General features: G+C 42.7%; 14 protein-coding genes and 3 tRNA genes. 14 read left to right on the forward strand and 3 right to left on the reverse strand.

From position 1 onward, the window contains the following. Positions 1–145 precede the first annotated feature (145 nt). Entirely contained in the window at positions 146–967 is an 822-nt protein-coding gene (locus tag AK824_RS01430) for a thiazole synthase (protein WP_057758178.1), read from the reverse strand. Between the two features lie 327 nt (positions 968–1,294). Here AK824_RS01430 and gspE point away from each other — a divergent pair, with 327 nt between their 5' ends. Next, a complete protein-coding gene (gspE, locus tag AK824_RS01435) occupies positions 1,295–2,848 on the forward strand; it encodes a type II secretion system ATPase GspE (RefSeq protein ID WP_057758180.1) in 1,554 nt (517 codons plus the stop codon). Positions 2,849–2,968: 120 nt separating this feature from the next. Here gspE and AK824_RS01440 read toward each other — a convergent pair whose 3' ends face one another. After that, positions 2,969–3,442: a RidA family protein gene (locus AK824_RS01440; protein ID WP_057758182.1), complete on the reverse strand. Its 474-nt coding sequence runs from the start codon at positions 3,440–3,442 to the stop codon at positions 2,969–2,971. A 38-nt stretch (positions 3,443–3,480) separates the two neighbouring features. Next, positions 3,481–4,206: a DUF4442 domain-containing protein gene (locus tag AK824_RS01445; RefSeq protein WP_057758184.1), complete on the reverse strand. Its 726-nt coding sequence runs from the start codon at positions 4,204–4,206 to the stop codon at positions 3,481–3,483. Positions 4,207–4,584: 378 nt separating this feature from the next. Between AK824_RS01445 and AK824_RS01450 the strand changes: the two genes are divergently transcribed. The 13 genes from AK824_RS01450 (at position 4,585) to AK824_RS13660 (ending at position 18,964) form a co-directional block, all read left to right on the forward strand. Beyond that, complete coding sequence (locus AK824_RS01450; RefSeq protein ID WP_227511182.1) at positions 4,585–6,102, forward strand: McrB family protein; 1,518 nt, start codon at positions 4,585–4,587, stop codon at positions 6,100–6,102. Between the two features lie 15 nt (positions 6,103–6,117). Next, positions 6,118–7,641 carry an McrC family protein gene (locus tag AK824_RS01455; RefSeq protein ID WP_227511183.1) on the forward strand — a complete coding sequence of 508 codons (1,524 nt, stop codon included), beginning with the start codon at positions 6,118–6,120 and terminating at the stop codon, positions 7,639–7,641. A gap of 238 nt (positions 7,642–7,879) precedes the next feature. Beyond that, positions 7,880–7,956: transfer RNA gene (locus tag AK824_RS01460), tRNA-Pro, on the forward strand. 105 nt (positions 7,957–8,061) lie between these two features. After that, positions 8,062–8,138: transfer RNA gene (locus AK824_RS01465), tRNA-Arg, on the forward strand. 41 nt (positions 8,139–8,179) lie between these two features. Beyond that, positions 8,180–8,255, forward strand: a tRNA-His gene (locus tag AK824_RS01470). A gap of 445 nt (positions 8,256–8,700) precedes the next feature. Continuing rightward, complete coding sequence (locus tag AK824_RS01475; RefSeq protein WP_057758186.1) at positions 8,701–9,636, forward strand: AraC family transcriptional regulator; 936 nt, start codon at positions 8,701–8,703, stop codon at positions 9,634–9,636. A 310-nt stretch (positions 9,637–9,946) separates the two neighbouring features. Further along, a complete protein-coding gene (locus AK824_RS01480) occupies positions 9,947–11,008 on the forward strand; it encodes a hypothetical protein (protein ID WP_057758188.1) in 1,062 nt (353 codons plus the stop codon). 83 nt (positions 11,009–11,091) lie between these two features. Then, entirely contained in the window at positions 11,092–12,294 is a 1,203-nt protein-coding gene (gene gspF / locus AK824_RS01485) for a type II secretion system inner membrane protein GspF (protein WP_057758190.1), read from the forward strand. Between the two features lie 540 nt (positions 12,295–12,834). Continuing rightward, positions 12,835–13,272 (forward strand): type II secretion system major pseudopilin GspG, encoded by a 438-nt coding sequence (gene gspG, locus AK824_RS01490; protein ID WP_057762293.1) that lies wholly within the window; start codon positions 12,835–12,837, stop codon positions 13,270–13,272. Positions 13,273–13,517: 245 nt separating this feature from the next. Beyond that, entirely contained in the window at positions 13,518–14,066 is a 549-nt protein-coding gene (locus AK824_RS01495; RefSeq protein ID WP_057758192.1) for a protein-disulfide reductase DsbD N-terminal domain-containing protein, read from the forward strand. A 47-nt stretch (positions 14,067–14,113) separates the two neighbouring features. Next, a complete protein-coding gene (gene dsbD, locus AK824_RS01500) occupies positions 14,114–16,243 on the forward strand; it encodes a protein-disulfide reductase DsbD (RefSeq protein WP_057758194.1) in 2,130 nt (709 codons plus the stop codon). 385 nt (positions 16,244–16,628) lie between these two features. Continuing rightward, positions 16,629–18,077 (forward strand): phospholipase A, encoded by a 1,449-nt coding sequence (locus AK824_RS01505; protein ID WP_057758196.1) that lies wholly within the window; start codon positions 16,629–16,631, stop codon positions 18,075–18,077. Between the two features lie 41 nt (positions 18,078–18,118). After that, complete coding sequence (locus AK824_RS13660) at positions 18,119–18,964, forward strand: ComF family protein (protein ID WP_057758198.1); 846 nt, start codon at positions 18,119–18,121, stop codon at positions 18,962–18,964. Positions 18,965–19,098: the final 134 nt, after the last annotated feature.

Consider the following 19,098-nt stretch of genomic DNA (forward strand, 5'->3'; position numbering starts at 1 on the left):
TGTGAAAATTATAATAAGTAGATTTTCAATCAAATAACATTTTTTATTATTTTATAGAGCGTGTTAAGCAATCAACCATAGCACTGACAGCGCTATACGTAAATACTCAACACGCTCTATTATGATATGTCATTTATACTTTAATTTATTGAAAGAAATACCCAGTTTGTGGTGAGCTAGCAGTAGCCATCTTACGCATTGGCATACGACCTGCCAAAAACGCAGCGCGACCTGCCCATATAGCATGTTTCATTGCATGTGCCATCATTACTGGATTTTGCGCATTGGCAATGGCTGAGTTCATCAGTACGCCATCACAGCCAAGCTCCATTGCAAGTGCAGCATCAGACGCAGTACCGACACCAGCGTCAACCAATACGGGTACTTTGGCATTTTCGATTATTAAGCTAAGTGTATGACGATTAAGTAGACCAAGCCCAGACCCAATCAAGCTGCCAAGTGGCATAATAGCGACACAGCCCATGCTTTCTAATTCTTGTGCGACGATAGGGTCGTCTGACGTATAAACCATCACTTCAAAACCATCATCGATCAATACTTTTGCGGCTTTCAAAGTTTCCATAACGTTTGGATATAAGGTTTTCTCATCACCCAATACCTCAAGCTTAACCAAGTTATGCCCACCCAATAACTCGCGAGCAAGCTTACAAGTGCGAATGGCTGTTTCGGCGTCAAAGCAGCCAGCAGTATTCGGTAATATCGTATATTTATCAGGTGAAATCACATCTAATAAGTTAGGCTCATCACTATTTTGTCCAATATTGACACGGCGAATGGCGACGGTCACGATTTCGGCTGCTGAAGCGGCAATAGCTTCTCCAGTCTCTGTCATGTCTTTATACTTGCCAGTACCAACCAGCAGACGCGAAGAAAAGGTACGGCTACCGACAGTAAAGGTATCTTGTAAAAGTGGTGTTGGATGAGTAGTGCTAACGTTCTCTGACATAACGGAAAATCCTAATATCGAGCGGGAGAAGGGGACAGACAAAATATGATGGGTAATCTAAGCAATCTAAAAGGTGTAATAGACAATGGCAAGCTGTCAGCAAAAAAAGGCATGATATGCTAACTCTGATAGTAATAATATGTGCTAGGCGAGATATATAAAGCGCCAGTCACATAAAATAATACCCGTCTAAAACAAAATGCTATTATAACAAACTCATGCAACCTTACTGGCAGTCTTTTTTGATTCGAACTGTTAAGGACAAGGCATCCATCATGTCTTGGCGTGCGTACTTCTTATCTTTTCTTCACTTATCGGGCCGTCTTTATGATGCAGTTGCCATACAGCTTTGCGAAACGCCATCAGATTTTGGCCATACTTGCGATAGATCCTGAATTACCGCCGACATTGGTACTCACCAAAGCTACTCCGTTATCAGCGATCAATGAAGCGGTACGGTTTTTACAGCAGCAAGGCATTCGCGGTGTACCCACTTACGAAAGTGTCAGCACGGATGATTTTGAAAAACGTATGAACGCCGCTTATGCTGGTAATACAGGAGAATCTCAGCATATTGCTGCTGGACTTGAGGACCATCCTGATCTCGATAGCTTGGCAGATAGCGTCCCTGAAACTGAAGACTTGATGGATCAACAAGACGACGCGCCTATCATTCGTTTGATAAACGCATTATTGTCCGAAGCCATCCGTTTAAGCGCCTCAGACATTCATATTGAGACCTTTGAAAAGCGTTTGGTCGTCCGTTTCCGAGTCGATGGTGAGCTAAAAGAAATCATCACACCAAAACGTCAACTAGCTCCATTGTTAGTTTCGCGTATTAAAGTGATGGCTAGGTTAGATATTGCTGAAAAGCGAGTGCCGCAAGATGGTCGTATCAGTTTAAGACTGGCAGGGCGAGAAGTCGATGTGCGTGTATCGACCTTACCATCGAGCTTTGGTGAGCGTGTGGTGATGCGTCTATTAGACAAGCAAGCTGGTCGTTTGAATATGACGTATTTGGGGTTGTCTGATAATGACTATACTGAGCTAAAGCGCTTAATTCATCGTCCGCATGGCATTATTTTGGTGACAGGGCCGACTGGATCGGGTAAAACCACGACGCTATATTCTGCATTGACCGATTTAAATGATCAAACTCGCAATATCTTGACTGCTGAAGATCCGATTGAGTTTCAGCTTGATGGTATCGGACAGACGCAGGTTAATAATAAAGTAGACATGACATTTGCTAAAAGCTTGCGTGCAATGCTCCGTCAAGATCCCGATGTGGTGATGGTTGGTGAAATTCGTGATTTAGAGACAGCTGAGATTGCCGTACAGGCCTCTTTGACAGGGCATTTGGTACTATCGACGCTGCATACCAACACTGCTATTGGCGCGGTTACTCGCTTACAGGACATGGGTGTTGAGCCGTTTCTGTTGTCGTCGTCGCTTATTGGCGTAGTAGCGCAGCGTTTGGTGCGTACCTTATGTTCACATTGTCAAAGCTGGCAGGCTGCTGATACTGAGCAAGCCAAACTATTTACCGAAATTGGTATTGGGTCAATGCTGAAAAGTGATACCAAAGATATAGTAAATGAGTCAATTCGCCTACCCAAGCCAGTTGGCTGCGATAAATGTAATCAGTCAGGGTTTAAAGGACGTACCGCTATATATGAGGTCGTGCCAATCGACGATACATTGCGCCGTATGATTCATAGCAATACGGCTGAGTATGAGCTAGAAGAATATGCGCGCCAGCAGACCCCATCGATACGTGCAGATGGTTTGCGTAAGGTCATAGAAGGGCGTACGACATTGGAAGAAGTGCTACGAGTGACGAAAGAGAGTGCATTAACGGATGACACGATACTGGTATAAATTTGCGAACTGGATCTTGCAGACTGGATATTGGCCTAGCAGACAAAAAAACAACTGGCGTAAATAGCCAGTTGTTTTAATATTTTTCTAATTTTGAAGCTTTAGAGTTTTTAGCCGCTATTATTTTGCAGCCATACACTCAATCTCAACGCTTGCTCCAGCAGCCAGTTCTGATACGCCAAAAGCTGAGCGCACAGGATAAGGCTTTATCATCTCAGCCTTGTAGACCTTATTGAAGTCATCAAAGTCATCCATATCAGTCAGCATGACCATACATTTAACGATGTCAGACTTACGGTAGCCGTATTTTAATAGCGTGCTATGGATGTTATCGAGCACTTGCTTGGTTTCAGCTTTGATACCACCTTTGACCAGTTTGCCATCTTTAAAGCCAATTTGTCCCGACATATATAATGTATTGCCTACGCGTACAGCCTCTGAAAAAGGATAAGTACCGCCATCGCCCAAAAAAGTAGGAGCAGACTTAGCAACGCTGACAGCTGTCGTTGTATTGGCATTAGCGCTATGAACAAAACCCAATGAGCACATAGTGGCTAGCGCTAGCGTAGATAGGCAAGTACTAACTTTGGACATACTGTTTCCTCATTGGGTTTATTATCAATTTTTATTGACTACTTGTCATCACTATTATTTTGAGTAGATGATGCATCGCTTTCTTCGATTGGTGCCTCGTTTTCAGTGTCATCTTCTGCGACTTTTTCAGACGCTTTACCTTGGCGGCGTGCCTCTAGCTCCGCTTTTGGTATCCATGCCCACGTCATCTCAACCACAATTGGATCGCGGTCACTATCAGATTCACGATCTTTGATGACACAAGGAATAATCATCTCACCTTTTGGTGTGTTTAGGATATCCAAACGCTGTTCATCAGACAAGCTTGCAATAGCAGCAATTTGACCTTTTTTGATTGGACGATGGAAATTTACCGAGTAAGATTTAATCAGTAGGATACGATCAGATGGCAAGTTTAAACCCAAAATAAAACCCGTTGCTGTCTCTGCCAGTAACGTGATGGCGACTGCATGGATAGAGCCGATATGGTTTTGGACGGCTTTATTGTTGTTTAAACTAACGACAACTTGGTTTGGTTCTACCGTCTCATAATAAATGCCAGTCGTGCCGACATATGGGACGACCTTGCCAAAAGCTTTGGATAAAATGCTTGAGCGTGCTCCAGCAGGCAGATATTTGGTGACTGATAACAGTTTGGTAAATTGATTGCTAATTGGTTTTAGCGTGCTGCTAGGCTTCTCAACTGAAGGTTTTGTGCTGTCAGATACTTTGGCTGGCAGTTTATTGGTCAACTTGGCGGGTAGTTTTTTTAATAATCCTGACATACAAAATTCCTTAACGTAAATGAGTTGAATGACATTCTTAGCATGGCTTTTTATGATAGCGACACAAATATAGATAATGAAAGTCGCTACAAATACTATGGTACATCAACCATTGCCTTCCTACTATTATTAGCATGAACTGCTGCGCTTACAAAACAATAGTAGCGTGGCTATGTTGCTAGGTTATGTCATCAGTTTAGATCGCCACTTAAAGTAGCCTAGTCATCTTATCTATCAGCGTCATTTGGACAAAGGATGCCTGAGTGGAAGTACTACAAATAGTAGACTAAGCGAGACTGACACCGTATCCAATTTATAGAAGGTTGACTATAGTTACCATGCCAACAGACAGCCACGTTATAATGACAAAATGTTAGCATGTCTATTTTAAACCTGTTTTCAATGCCGCTGGATAACGTTATGCCTGATATGTCTACTCATGAACCGACCAATATTATTTATACGGGCGTTGCTGGTACAGGTAAAACCTATAGATTGCTGCAAATCGCGAAGCAATATACCGACTATCTACCCAAGACTGAAAATGAAGACTTATTAGCACAGCTGCTGCAAGGTCTAAGCTGGCGCGAAGTATTGTGTCTGGTGTTTTTAGATTTACGTGCTGAACAGCAGGATTTGTTAAAGGTACGAGAAATTACTGATCATCCTTTTTTTATGACCAAAGCTGCTCAGAACTCACGTGATAAAAATTTGGATAGTACAGCTTGGTTAGAGCTACGCAGACATAGTCCTACGAACTCTCAAACAGTCAGTTTTGATAACCGTGCTAGCCAAGCTTATTTTGATAAAGACAATAGTGGATCATGGTATTTATTGCCAGAGAGTATGGTGCTACTAGAAAATTTATCGCAGCAATTAGCAGAGTTTCAGCAGGCACAGCGTGACGACCAAGCCCATCAAAATCAAAACATTGCTCAGCAACGCTTTAGTATGGTGAGCTTCCATCAAGCCTACGGTTATGAAGAGTTTGTAGAAGGTATACGCCCTGTCATGAAGGGTGCCGCTCAAGCAAATAACAGCCATTCTAATCAAAATCAAATGAGTTACGCGGTGCAAGATGGAGCATTCCTGAAGCTATGTCAACGCGCAGCTCGTGACCCTCATCAGCGTTACGCAATGCTGATTGATGAGATTAACCGTGCTAACGTGTCACGAGTGTTTGGTGAGCTTCTCAGTTTGATAGAGCCTGATAAACGAGCGGGCAAGCCGAATGCGATGACAGTGAGTTTGGCGTATTCTGGGCGTGCTTTTAGTGTTCCTGCCAATGTCGATATTTATGCCACTATGAATACCCAAGACCATTCTTTAGCACCACTTGATATGGCATTACGCCGACGTTTTCGCTTTATTGACTGTCCGCCGCAGCCTAATTTACTATCGACAATTCGAGCCAGCAATGACACCGACACTGGACTGTCTGACGGTTTAGAAGCAGATACGATAGATTTGAGTAAATTACTAACAGGCTTGAATAGACGTATCATGCAGACGCTGGGAGTAGAAGCGCAGTTGGGGCATGCGTTTTTGTTTGCCGTCACTCAGTTAGAGCAATTACAAACAGCTCTCGTTGAACAAATTATTCCTCAATTGGCTCAAGCAGCTGGTGGCCAAATTACGGTGTTGCAGTATATCTTTAGAGATGAGCAGCAACCGACGAGCAAGCAGTTTGTACAGGACAGTCAAGCGTTGATGAATGACGACTTGTATAATCCGATGGGCAACCAAAACAATGCTTCCGCTGAACACCAAATGTTTGCAGGGCAGGGTTCTTTTCTTGGTCAGTCTATGAGTATGAATAGCTATACTATCAATGCCGATCTGATCGCTAGGGATGGTGAGTTTAGTCATGCTGCTATCTATCAGCGTTTGTACTAGCAGGATGACTGTTCAGTGATAACGAATAATCCATATTACGCCAAAGAGCACGCTATTAGGGTAAGCAGTCGCCAGACTCGTATCCCTAATAGTAGTGTCGCTACTATGAATGTTATTACCGTGTTTGAGCATCAACGTTTGACCGTGCATGATTTTTTGCAAGCATCTGATTTCGATTGGCTAATAGCGCAAGAGTTTGCAGCATTTACTATCAAGCGTAAGCAAGGCCAATGGCAGCTTAAGGTTGAGCACTACGTTGGGATTATTCTCCTGCCTAGTGGCATGACGCTTGAGATATTGCCAAAGCTCAATCAGTCTACTCAGCCTAGCGATATCGTACAGACTCGTCATTGGGTACAGGGTATGCTATCGGATTTGATACATCTTGATGCGCATAACAATCGTAAGCTACCCATTACGAAAAACTTCGGTCAGTTTAGTTCCCAGTCCACTCCTTTACCCTTAAAAGTATTGCCTATATCAGACTGGCTGATTGAGCAGTTTTTGCAGCGTTTAATGGATTATCAACCCACCAAGCATTATCAGGCTCAGATTGAAAATCAGGCATCACTGCAAGGTCGACTGCTCATCAAAGAGCAACTGCGTCATAATAGTATGCAACCGCATAAGTTCATCTGTGAAAGTAGCGTATTAAGTCACGACATGTTGGCCAATCGGCTGATTAAGAGAGCATTGGTTTACTTGATGCCTTTATTGCCCCAGTTTATTTCTTCAAAATTGTTGCAGCCATGGCAGCAGGTGTCTACGCTCAACAACCGCGAAATGCAGCAGATAGCGGTAACATATACTCAAGCAAAGCGTCAGCTAGACGTTCAGCCACTCCAAAAGCAAAAATTGCACACCTCGCAGCAGTTAGTAGACTTGGCATACTGGTTATTGAAACAGACGACAGCTGCGACAGGTAACGGTATTGATCCAAGCAGACAAAATAGCTCTCAGCTAAGATTGTGTTTATTGATTGATATGAATCAAGCTTTTGAGCAATGGGCAAGTCAGCGTATCGCAACGATGTTTCAGCAGATTAGTAGCAATTACCGTCCTCTTTACCAAACCCAAAGTGTCTGGCTAAACGATGCTGAAGGACTAGCGTGTTTATCTATACGGCCTGATTTGCTGATATTTGAAACCGTTTCTAATGATTGTCAAAATCAGAACGATATAGCAGCTAGTCAAACTAAAACCAAAGACAAGACTAAAGGTCGCTATAGTCATGTCATCGATATTAAGTGGAAGTACTTACCGCATGCTGCTGCGATTAGTGCGAGCGACGCTTATCAATTGACCAGCTATGCACAAGCTTACTTGGCGGGGCAGGTCTGGTTGGTTTATCCGGTGCTAGGTAGTGATAGGCAACCAGTAGCGCTCAAGCAGCAAACTCATTATGGTAGTAATGACAGTGACAGTAGCGATGATATTAAAAACAATGAATCAGCTGATGCCCATTTATGGTTAATGCCGTTTGATGTTTTGACAGGTACACTTAACGGTGAAGTACTGCCACATTTGGACAAAGCTTAATATCATTATCAATGACAGCGTGAATGACTGATGGATAAAGGGTCTGGCTGTCACTATTTTGGCGAAATTGACGTAATTTTAAAAAAATTAGCGATTATTTGAAATTAATCGAAAATAGGTGTTGACACAATCGCCTTTACCCCTTAATATGTGCACCTCGATAGCGAGGAACATTAACAAGTTAGCGGCATTGCCAACAACGAGTTGATTAACAAACTATCGTGATAATAGAGAATTTCGGAGTGTGGCGCAGTTTGGTAGCGCATCTGGTTTGGGACCAGAGGGTCGTAGGTTCGAATCCTATCACTCCGACCATCTATTTTAAGAGCCTTACAGGCTTTTTTTTATGTATAACGGTTTAGTTTCTGATATAGTAAAATATATCGCAAAGTAAGCTTAGTATATAAAAGTCTTCTAAGAGCGCCTGTAGCTCAGCTGGATAGAGCATCTCCCTTCTAAGGAGGTGGCCGCAGGTTCGAATCCTGCCAGGCGCACCATTTAGCCTGCAAATCTTGCCTATTCTTTGGCAATAGTTATGGCGGTTGTAGCTCAGTTGGTAGAGCCCCGGGTTGTGATCTCGGTTGTCGTGGGTTCGAGTCCCATCAGTCGCCCCATATTTTATTCTGTATGTATCTACATACAAATCATATCTTAATTTAAAAATATATCAGTAATAGCACTCGCCCTTGATGGCGATTTTTTTATGCCTATTCGATTTTATCTCTATATTACCTTTATAAGATTAAACAGATAGAGTTTGATAGCATCTTCAATATTAGATAATCCCCCAAATTTTTATCAATACTTCCTGTAGGTTTTCCTTAAGGCCTAGCGTGACTGTGTCTCCTCTATTATTGTTTAGTAATTCTAATAAGTAAATAGACATGACATTTTAAATAATGCATTATGCTTAAGTGTTGTCCCATCCATTGTATTTAATAAAAATTATTTATTGGGGCGAGTATTGGCATAGAGGAAACTGACAGAAATTGTTGTTAAGAATACTATTATTTTTTTAAGATGAATCGTTATTAATCTGCATTATTGAGGAATTGATTGATGGACGCACTGAGTGTATTGCTGCAAAACGTGCATTTATTTGAGACTAAGTATTATCGTCTAAATGGCACTGGCAATTGGTCTTATTCTATTACTAGAAAAGACACCATTTTATTTTACTTAGTAATGTCTGGCGGTTTTTGTATTGATGTTGGTAATGGTCTACGAGAAGCTCGCGCTGGCGACATGATCATGATTCCGAATGCGCACAAGCATGTGAGTTACGCACTTAATCACCATGGTGATGTCGCTGAGTCGCTTGATGAACTATTGAGCAATTGCCCTGAGCGTACACTTGATATCGATGGTGATGGCGACCCCAATTCATCTTTGATACTGATCGAATGTAAGTACGACAAAGAGATGATTAATCCTCTGTTGTCGGTACTGCCACCGATCTTGCCTGAACTCAATGATGCTGCTGACGGTCGTTTTGAAGTGATCGATGTAGAGATAAAGCTGCTAACACTAGAAGCTGAGCGCGAGCGTATGGGTAAAACGGCCGTAATCAATCACTGGGCAAGCATCATGATGATTGAGTGTTTGCGCGTCTATATCGAAAGCTTGCCTGAAGCCACAGAAAACTGGCTCAAAGCCATGAAGGATCCGTTTTTGACCAAGGCACTAGCCGCGATGCATGGGGCACCGAGTGAAAGCTGGACCATTCATCAACTTGCCGAAGTAGCAGGAATGTCGCGTTCCAGCTTTGCACAGCGTTTTAAAGATATCGTTGGTATGCCGCCACTGACGTATCTGATCGATTACCGCTTACGATTGGCGGCTCGCTATTTACGCTTACAGCAAAATAGTATTAGCCGTATCAGCGAAATGGTGGGTTATGCTTCAGATTCAACTTTTAGTCAAGCATTTAAACGTGTGTATGGTGTCTCGCCAAAAGCGTACCGTCAGCAGTATCGACAGAACAATCTTGCATAGCTCTAGTTTCTGTTTATTTAAATAGAATCTCGACGATAAGCGCTAAGGTCATTTACATGTCCTTGGCGCTTTTTTAATTTGTGAATACTTGTTATTTGTAGATGTTGAGTCACTCATATCTATAAGGCCCTTGGTAACTTGCTATGGCTATTTTAGTTAAGGGCAGCTGACATTGAGTCTGTGTTCAGGTACTATGGGTTGATGAGTCGTCGAGACAAAAGCGTTGGTATTATAACGCGTTATATGTCCTTATATGATAGGTGTATAAAAGGAACGAGACGATGTTTATTTTCGCTGCTGATGGTATGTTATGACTGAACCGACCGCAAAGCTAAATGCAGGAAGCAATGGCCAACAAGAGGCTGCTGCAACTGCTAAAATAGAAAGTAATGTTAATAAAAACACTGCTATAGATAACCCGCATGTCAGCAAAGATGCGCCGAAAAATGAGCCAGTAGAGACACCTGATAAGGCGGCGTTATTGACGATGTTTACTTTGTCAGATATCGAGGCGGTAGCAGCTGAAGCAGTAATATCTGAGTCATCCGATAGTCTTACAGTATCTGCAAAACCTGCGGCTCAAGAAACCAATGTCGCTACGCAGCGTGTTGCCCTTTATCGTGCTCAGCATGAGCGTACTCGACTGTTATATATGGCATCTGCCAATACGCGTCCTACTTATTTAGTACAAACCCTGAAGCCGCAATTCGCAGAATATCAGCAATATTTACTTGCGCAGCAGCTCGATAAACGTGGTTTGATGGATACGGATACGCTCGAAAGACTCTGGCAGCAGCTGCATGTGGTCGATGATATTATTGCAGATATCGTGCGTCATATGCCTGCACAGCAGCCTGCCGGTTGGCAGCTGACGACTCAAGATGGCCGCAATCCATTGTGCTTTGCTACGGTCGGTAAGTTAAAGCACAGCAAGCCAATTCGCGACCAAGGTAGCCTCAATAGTTATGTGCTTGGGCACTTTGGCGTGAGTAGTTTTACTTACGATCGAGGCTATTATATCGGCCATGTGGTTGGTTATTTATTCAGCTGTTATTATTGTGCTCACTTGTCGATTACTTATGGCGTCACAGCTCTTGGCCAGCAAGTCGTGGCTGACTATGATTACGCCAGTCTTGAAACCCCGCATATGGTTAGGCTATTACAAGGTCTTGACGGTTATTGCAAAAAACGCATTTATCAGTTGGCTGTCATCTGTGCGCGCTTGAGTGTTTTTGCGAGTGATAAACGTATTGAAAGAATGCTAATCGCTGAGGTCAATGACTTTGATAAAAAACTACAGCAGCAGCATTTGGATGTCTTGTTATTACAAGGTTTGATGCCTGATAGTAATGACTCAACGCCACTTTTTTAAGCGTAGAATGTCAAATTAATAGAATTCTATTAAGTCATAAATCATAACTATCTACCTGTAAGCCTCTTAGGATATCTGCTGCCATGCCTGCCTATCATTTCAAAGCGCTTGATGACCACGGTGTTGTTCAAAAAGGCTTGCTAGAGGGGGATTCTGCGCGGCAAATTCGCCAGCAATTGCGTGATAAGCAATGGACGCCCGTTGAAGTCAACCCGGTCAATGACAGACAGAGTCAGAGCAAAAACCGCTATAAAAAACCGTCTGCATACGAGTTGGCATTGCTGACACGTCAGTTGTCTGTATTATTGGCAGCGGGTATCCCACTTGAGGAAACCTTGGCAGCGGTTGCTAAGCAATCTCCAAAGACTCATATCAAATCCTTAATGCTTGCAGTGCGCTCACATGTCTTGGAAGGGCTCAGCTTAGCACGTGCCCTGCAACAAGCCGCTAGCTTTCCGCCGTTATACATCGCTACGATTGCCGCAGGCGAAAAATCTGGTCACCTCGACCTTATCCTCAATCAGCTAGCAGACTACACCGAAAACCGTTTTGCGCTCCAAAAGAAAATCCAAGGGGCCATGGTCTATCCAATTGTCCTAATGGTAATGGCAATTGCGGTAATTATGGGGCTGATGAGCTTCGTCGTGCCCAAAATTGTTAAAGTCTTTGAACAGTCTGAGCAAGCGCTGCCTCTAATTACTCAAATCGTGCTCACGCTATCGAATATCATTACTCAATGGTGGTGGCTAATACTATTGGTATTGGCAAGTACCGCATTTTTATTCTACCGTTTCGCCCAAACGCAAGCAGGTAAATTAACGATTGATAGCGTGGTACTAAGATTACCGATACTAGCTAGATTGTCCAAAGGTCTGAATGCCGCACGTTTTGCCAGTACCCTTGCGATACTAGTACGCTCAGGAGTGCCTTTAATTGAGGCATTACATATCGGTGCTGCGGTCACGACTAATTTGCATATCCAAAAAACCATTATCACTGCGGCTGATAGGGTCACAGAAGGCTCTAGCTTGTCTAGCCAGCTAGAGAAATCTACTTACTTTCCACCGATGATGGTACAGATGATAAAAAGTGGAGAGAACTCAGGCGAGCTTGAAAATATGCTCAGCCGTGCTGCCAATATGCAGGAGGCAGAAGCAACCAATTTTATCAGCACCTTATTATCATTACTTGAACCTCTAATGCTAGTGCTAATGGGCGTAGTAGTCATGATTATTGTAATGGCGGTTATGCTACCTATTGTCAATATGAACGATTTAGCAGGCTAGGCTCATTCGCTAGCCGATGATTCATTGTGCTATTCATATACAGACAGCTTTCCTATTTCAAAATTTCTATTTTAACTCTCTTTCACTCTACTCATATCACCTCACTTGCTTGCTAAGCCTTGGAATAGCTTTCTTAAGGTTTGCTTACTGTTGTATATTGTTGAACGAACGCTATTTTTGCTATGGCAAACACCAGCGCCGCGCTATAGTAAGCACGGTTTAATAGTCATACATGTAGAGTCAGCTAACATTTGGCTTTGGCTAAAATAGCAAACCCAAACCCAAACCCAAACCCAAACTAGGTACAGCGCTGGATAAAAATAAAACCATGGTTTATAGTGACAATAGTTTCAGAGCTCATTGATATATCATTAATGAGAGCCATGATAGAACGCCACTTTTACTATTTACATAACTGTGATGACCAAAGCGATGACTATGACTGACAAACTCCAAGTAAATATGACGCCAAAAAGTGCTATTCAGGATATGCAATCCCATCCGAATGTTGTAAATGACCAAAAGACTGTTTCTTCAGCTATGCAGCGTAGTGTGGCGAGAAAGTCTGGTCAAGCAGGATTCACTCTTATCGAAATTATGGTCGTTATTGTGATCCTAGCCATTCTTGCTGGATTAGTGGTACCAAAAGTAGTTGGTCAAAGTGATAAGGCCCGTGTTAAAACAACTGAAACGGCGCTTGCCACTGTCTCAAATGCGTTAGATATGTATAAGGTTGATAATTCACGCTATCCGACGACCGCTCAAGGATTAGAGGCGCTTACGACACCGCCTGCTGATGCAAAAAACTATCCTGAAGGTGGGTATATTAAAGGTGGCTATCCAACCGATGGCTGGGAAAATGAGATGCAGTATGTTGCACCAGGTAGTGAAGGGCGACCTTACGATTTGTTTTCATTAGGTGCTGATGGTCAACAAGGTGGTGAAGGTCAAGATGCGGATCTTTATGCTCAGCTATAAAGCTTAATAACAGCCGTATAGTGAACAAATTCTGATACTGATATAGCTTTGTAGAATGAAACATTCGTTCATTGATGCACTTTCAACAATTTATAAATATCAACCAATATTCCCTTATTGGTTGATATTTTTTATCAGTAGATAAATTTCCTACTGTTCAGTACAAGTTTGATAGTCAGTGCTATAAATATATCTAGGCGCTCAGCAAAACAGTCATCGCAAACTGCAATTAAAGGTAATCATCTATGTCGATCCAACAGTCTAATAAATACTTTTCTAAAAACCTTTATAAATTGGTTCTAACCGTTGCAAGCACTTCATTAGTAACGGTTCTGTCAATGACATCGATCAGTGTACAAGCAGCAGGGTTAAATGACTTATTTAAAAATAGCTCCTCGGCAAAATCAAAGTTCTTACCAGTGGATGAAGCCTTTCAGGTGGTCAGTAATACTAAAGCGACTTCCAAAGGCACACGGCTGTCGATCAGTTTTGAAATCACGCCAGGGCATTATGTCTATAAGGATAAGCTTACGTTGAGCTTCCCTAAAGGAATAAGCGCTACGCCGTTCACTTTCAATCAAGCACCAATATCCATCAATGATCCGACCTTTGGTCAGGTTCCTGTATTTACTCAAAGAAGCGTCATTGCAACCACGACACTGACGACGAGTAATGGTAAGGGCGCCAAAAACGCGCCTGTTATTATTGGTTGGCAAGGGTGTGCAACGGCTGGGCTATGCTATCCACCAGAAAAAGTTAAAACCAAGATAGACATTGCTGCGACCCGCAAATAAATAGCGAGTAGGTTGATTAAAATATCGGTAATAATAGGTAGCCATTCATGTCCATCAAGACATCACTAAAGTCCTCATCATTTAGCGTATCTACTCATTCGAAAAAATCCCATATCTTAGCGCTTGTCATCGCTAGTGGCTCATTGTTGACAGGTTTGTCAACGACATCAACAGTACAGGCGGCAGGGTTAGGCGACCTTTTCGGTAGTAGTGAAAGCTCATCGAAGTCAAAGTTTTTGCCAGTAGATCAAGCGTTTCAGGTGAGTACGGGTAGTACCCCTGTCAAAGCAGGTACGCGGTTATCTGTTAATTTTGATATCACTCCTGAACATTACGTCTATAAAAAGCAAATTAAGCTTACGCTACCCGCTGGCGTAACGGCTGCACCTTTTACCTTTAGCCAGACACCATATTCGATAGATGATCCAACATTTGGCAAGGTACTGGTATTTGACCAAGCGAATATGGTCGCTACCACAACACTGACAAACAATAGTGGCAAGAATATAGATAGTGCCGCTATCGTTGTCGGCTGGCAAGGCTGTGCAAAAGCAGGGCTGTGCTATCCACCTGAAAAGATTAATACGGCTGTCGATATTGCAGCTGCATCGACGCAGGTATCAGCAGATAGTGAGAGTACTGCGAGCTCGACCGATTTAGAGAATAGTGCTACGACGAAACTAGAGGAAGTAAGCTCAACAGCTCTTGATAATACTTTGCCTGATGAAGCGCAAGCACTGACAGACGATGGTGCTATTGACTATGATCTCATTGATGACAGCGCTGTAGAGTATGATTCTTTAGATAGTAGTGCAGCGATGAATACGATTTCTGCAGCAAATAGCAGCGTAACAGGCGAGACGGCCAATAGCGGAAGTACCTTGAACAACAGTTTCGTTGATAGCGATCCTTTTGGTTTGGCTTCTCACCCTTGGCTGGCATTAGTACTATTGTTTTTAGCAGGCTTAGGCTTAGCTTTGACGCCTTGCGTCCTACCGATGCTGCCTATTGTGGCCAACATTGTAGCCCGCGAACAAAACCCAACGGTCAAACGTGGTGTCATCTTGACCACCAGTTACGCGATTGGGGTAGCGACTGCTTATGGCATTTTGGGCGCTGTCATTGCAGTATTCGGTGAGTCTTTAGGTATTATAGGTTGGCTGCAGAATCCAATTATTCTCATTAGCTTTGCTATTGTTTTTATACTTCTCGCACTATACATGTTAGGTCTTTTTAGTGTGCGATTACCACAAGCGATCAGTCGAAAGATGCAAGGCTTAAGCCAAGCAGGTGACAGTAAGCTTGGTAGTACAGGCGGCAGTTTAATCGCTGGGTTTTTATCAGCGCTAGTCGTGTCACCTTGTGTTTCTGCGCCATTATTTGGGGCATTATTGGCGGTCTCTACCATTGGTAGTCCGTTGCTCGGCTTTGCTGCTTTATTCATGCTGGGTTTTGGGTTATCAGCGCCGCTTATCCTAATCGGTGCTACTCAAGGCAAGATTATGCCAAAGGCAGGCGAGTGGATGAATTGGGTCAAGCAAGGCTTTGCTTTACTACTGTTTGCCGTGGCACTGCTATTGATTGAGCGCGTCTTTATATCGCCAATCATGCTGATGGTATGGGCGTTATGGTTTATGGTCGTGGCAACATGGGCATGGAGTTGGCTAGGTAAAGGTCGTATGCTGACCCAAGCATTAAGCCTTATCGCTGGTATTTGGGCAACATGTTTAATAGTTGGCGCTGCATTGGGTAATGATGATAGCTTACATCCACTAGCGTCATTGGGTGCAGCACCGATGATGGTACAGTCAACGTCTGGTCAACCAGTGAATAGTGATAGCACCACTGATAAGACGATCACGACGCTTGCAGAGCTAGATACCATTGTCGCAGCCAATCCGAATGTCATTGTCGATTTGACAGCAGAGTGGTGTATTGAGTGCCGCATTATGGACAAGAACCTGTTTCACAATCGTCCAGTGCAGATGCAAGATTGGCAATTAGTGAAGCTTGATATCACTGAGACGACAGCAGACTCAAAAGCTGTGTTGTCTCGTTACCAACTCTTTGGTCCACCAGCGCTACTGTATTATATTGATGGTCAGCTAGTAAATCAGCAAGTTGGTGAGATTGGTCGCTCAGAATTCGAGCAAACATTATCGGCGTTGAACAACTAACATTTAACAATGAACACTTAAGAAACCAGTGTAATATTTCGAAAATTCTTAAGAATATTAAGAAGGCCAGTATACTAAGAAAAGTATGCTGGCTTTTTTAGTACTATTAAATCCATACTATAGAATATTTAGTAAGTATTTGTTATATAAGTGATTATATTGATAGGCGCTTATTTTAACTATCGATAAAGCTAGTATCGTGCTTATATTTTCATTACAATAAGGAAACAATGCAGCAGGGGCGCTAATTGTCATTTTTTCCGCTCCTAATATCTGCGATTAGCTGATAGCCTCAGTCAATTCTATTTTAGCGATAACGCTAATGGCCATATTAATTACCTCATATACTCTGCTAGCGCTAATGCTAGTTAGATAAAGGACACTTATGTTTGCCCATACCATTACTCAGCGTCACCAACAGCCGTCTTACCAGAATGCACATATGCCTCTTCGTATTGCAGTTGCGCTTGCGTTGAGTTGTACCACGATACAAGTACAAGCTGCTGATGACTCTCAAACCTATAATGAACTGCCAGCACCCGAAGCTGCGTTTGAATACGAGGGTCTTGACCTATCACAGAGTCTCGATAACAGTGCGATATCTTCTGATGTGGGTACACAAAATGGCAAAATAATTAGCAAAGAATTTATTGCTCAGCAAGCCAAGCTGTTTTCTGAATGTACTCAAGTCCAGTCTAGTGCTGCTCGCCTCGCTTGTTTTGATAAAGTGGCTGAACAAGGTAAGACACCAAGCTATACCTCAACTAAACAACCAATTGATTTGGCAAAAACCTTTCAAAGTACGGTCTCAGGTAATCCAAAAGTGATATTGGCTGAGTCTCAAACGGCAATGAGTGGGACGACAGTTGAAGATGCAGATACCATCTTGATGACCAATCAGCAAACAGCTGCCAGCAAATTGAAGGCAAATGGCAACGTAGAAGTAGATGCTGAAACGAATAGCGAGGCACAGATTTTAGAAAATGTTGGTGTCACTCAAACAGACATCGAAAAATTCTCGCCACTCAGTCTATCTTATGACCTAGACAAAAATAGTGAGCGTGGTACTTGGACGGTCAGACCATATCGACCGACATACCTGTTGCCATTATTTTATACCTTCGATCCCAATTTGAATCCAAGCACACCATCACAAGAAACAGATCCTTTTGATTCTAATGATATACGCGAAACTGAGCTAAAATTCCAATTATCTCTAAAAACAAAAGTCGCAGAAGATTTGTTTGATACCAGTGCTGATCTATGGTTTGGCTATACCCAAGAATCACATTGGCAGGTTTATAATGAAGACAATTCACGACCATTTCGTGCTACCGATTATCAACCTGAAATATTTTTGACTCAGCCTGTAACGGCAGATCTACCTTTCGGTGGACGTTTACGCATGTTAGGCGCAGGTGCTGTACACCATTCTAATGGACAAGATGATCCATTATCACGTTCGTGGAACCGTGCTTATCTGATGGCAGGGGCCGAGTGGGGTAAGCTGTCAGTCATACCGCGTCTATGGGCTCGAGTGAATGGTGATAGCAGTAGCGATGACGATAACCCAGATATCGAAGATTACATGGGTTATGGCGATATCAAATTCTTATATGATTTGCCAGACAAACAGAGCGTTAGTGGTACTTTGCGTTACAATCCAAGCACTAATAAAGGCGCGGCACAAATCGATTATATCTATCCGTTGTCAGAAAACGTCAATGGTATGGTGCAGCTGTTCCAAGGGTATGGCGAGTCTATTGTCGATTATAATCATGAAAACACTTCTATCGGCTTTGGTATTGTGCTTAACGATTGGAAAGGTCTTTAATATAGCAGAGCCTTATCATGCATTATGATGATAAATAATCTATGCACAACTTAGCACCGTATCAAACTGGACTGTGGCTGGCAGAGTATATAGATAGACGCTGCCAGCTATGCCGTATTTACCGTAGTACACCAGCATCTAAGCTAATACCGCATCATGCGCTATCTAACGCTAATCACTCACTAAGCTCAAAATATGAGAGTACAAAATCTAAGCTCGCATTGGTAACTAGCGACGCTTTACTTACTCGTACTCATCAGATCGGACTTCGTCTGAGCAGTGGCTTACTTTGTACTCACTGTCATCATAGTATCGCGTGGCTCCCAGACCCTTTTAACGTTGATATCGCTTTTGGTAAGGCGCTATCCATACAAGCATCTACTTATTATGACTATCCAATACGCCAAGCAATTTGGGCGTTTAAGCACCATGAAGACATGACCAAGCTACCTCTGTTGCTACATGTGATACGCCAGCTGCCACGTCCGCATGGCTGTCATCAGCACAACAGTGTAATTGTCGCTATGCCGACCACCGATAAACGCCTAGCAAAACGAGGTTTTGATCCTGTTAGTATCTTATCTGCGCAACTATCAAAACACTGGAACATTCCGTTGTGGCACGGTGTTCAGCGTATTGACGATACGATGAGTCAGCAGGGCCTGACACGTGCTGAACGTCTAAGTAACCTAGATGATGCTTTCGCGCTCTCACAGAGCCCTCCTGTAAAACGCTTACTATTGTTCGATGATGTCTCTACAACAGGTGCAAGCCTGCAGGCACTAGCACGAGCATTTATCAGACCTGACCATTCAAATACGATAAATGCTCAACGTAATAGCAACTATCATATCTCAGCATATGCTTTAGCGCATGGTAGTCAATAGCATTAATTAAGCTATCTGTTTGAAATCATTAATATATTGCTAATTCTTTACCTTCAGGATATATTATTAAATACGTATATAGTTGTTGATACACTGAATAGGGATTTTTGTCGTTTTGTATATAAACTCAACAG

Source organism: Psychrobacter sp. P11G3 (assembly GCF_001435845.1).
Classification (GTDB): domain Bacteria; phylum Pseudomonadota; class Gammaproteobacteria; order Pseudomonadales; family Moraxellaceae; genus Psychrobacter.

Coding starts and splice junctions, on each gene's coding strand:
- AK824_RS01440 (WP_057758182.1), bottom strand. CDS start 3,442: ATGTCCAAAGTTAGTACTTGCCTATCTACGCTAGCGCTAGCCACTATG.
- AK824_RS01505 (WP_057758196.1), top strand. CDS start 16,629: ATGTTTGCCCATACCATTACTCAGCGTCACCAACAGCCGTCTTACCAG.
- dsbD (WP_057758194.1), top strand. CDS start 14,114: ATGTCCATCAAGACATCACTAAAGTCCTCATCATTTAGCGTATCTACT.
- AK824_RS01495 (WP_057758192.1), top strand. CDS start 13,518: ATGTCGATCCAACAGTCTAATAAATACTTTTCTAAAAACCTTTATAAA.
- AK824_RS01480 (WP_057758188.1), top strand. CDS start 9,947: ATGACTGAACCGACCGCAAAGCTAAATGCAGGAAGCAATGGCCAACAA.
- gspF (WP_057758190.1), top strand. CDS start 11,092: ATGCCTGCCTATCATTTCAAAGCGCTTGATGACCACGGTGTTGTTCAA.
- gspG (WP_057762293.1), top strand. CDS start 12,835: ATGCAGCGTAGTGTGGCGAGAAAGTCTGGTCAAGCAGGATTCACTCTT.
- AK824_RS01475 (WP_057758186.1), top strand. CDS start 8,701: ATGGACGCACTGAGTGTATTGCTGCAAAACGTGCATTTATTTGAGACT.
- AK824_RS01450 (WP_227511182.1), top strand. CDS start 4,585: ATGTCTATTTTAAACCTGTTTTCAATGCCGCTGGATAACGTTATGCCT.
- AK824_RS01445 (WP_057758184.1), bottom strand. CDS start 4,206: ATGTCAGGATTATTAAAAAAACTACCCGCCAAGTTGACCAATAAACTG.
- AK824_RS01430 (WP_057758178.1), bottom strand. CDS start 967: ATGTCAGAGAACGTTAGCACTACTCATCCAACACCACTTTTACAAGAT.
- gspE (WP_057758180.1), top strand. CDS start 1,295: ATGATGCAGTTGCCATACAGCTTTGCGAAACGCCATCAGATTTTGGCC.
- AK824_RS13660 (WP_057758198.1), top strand. CDS start 18,119: ATGCACAACTTAGCACCGTATCAAACTGGACTGTGGCTGGCAGAGTAT.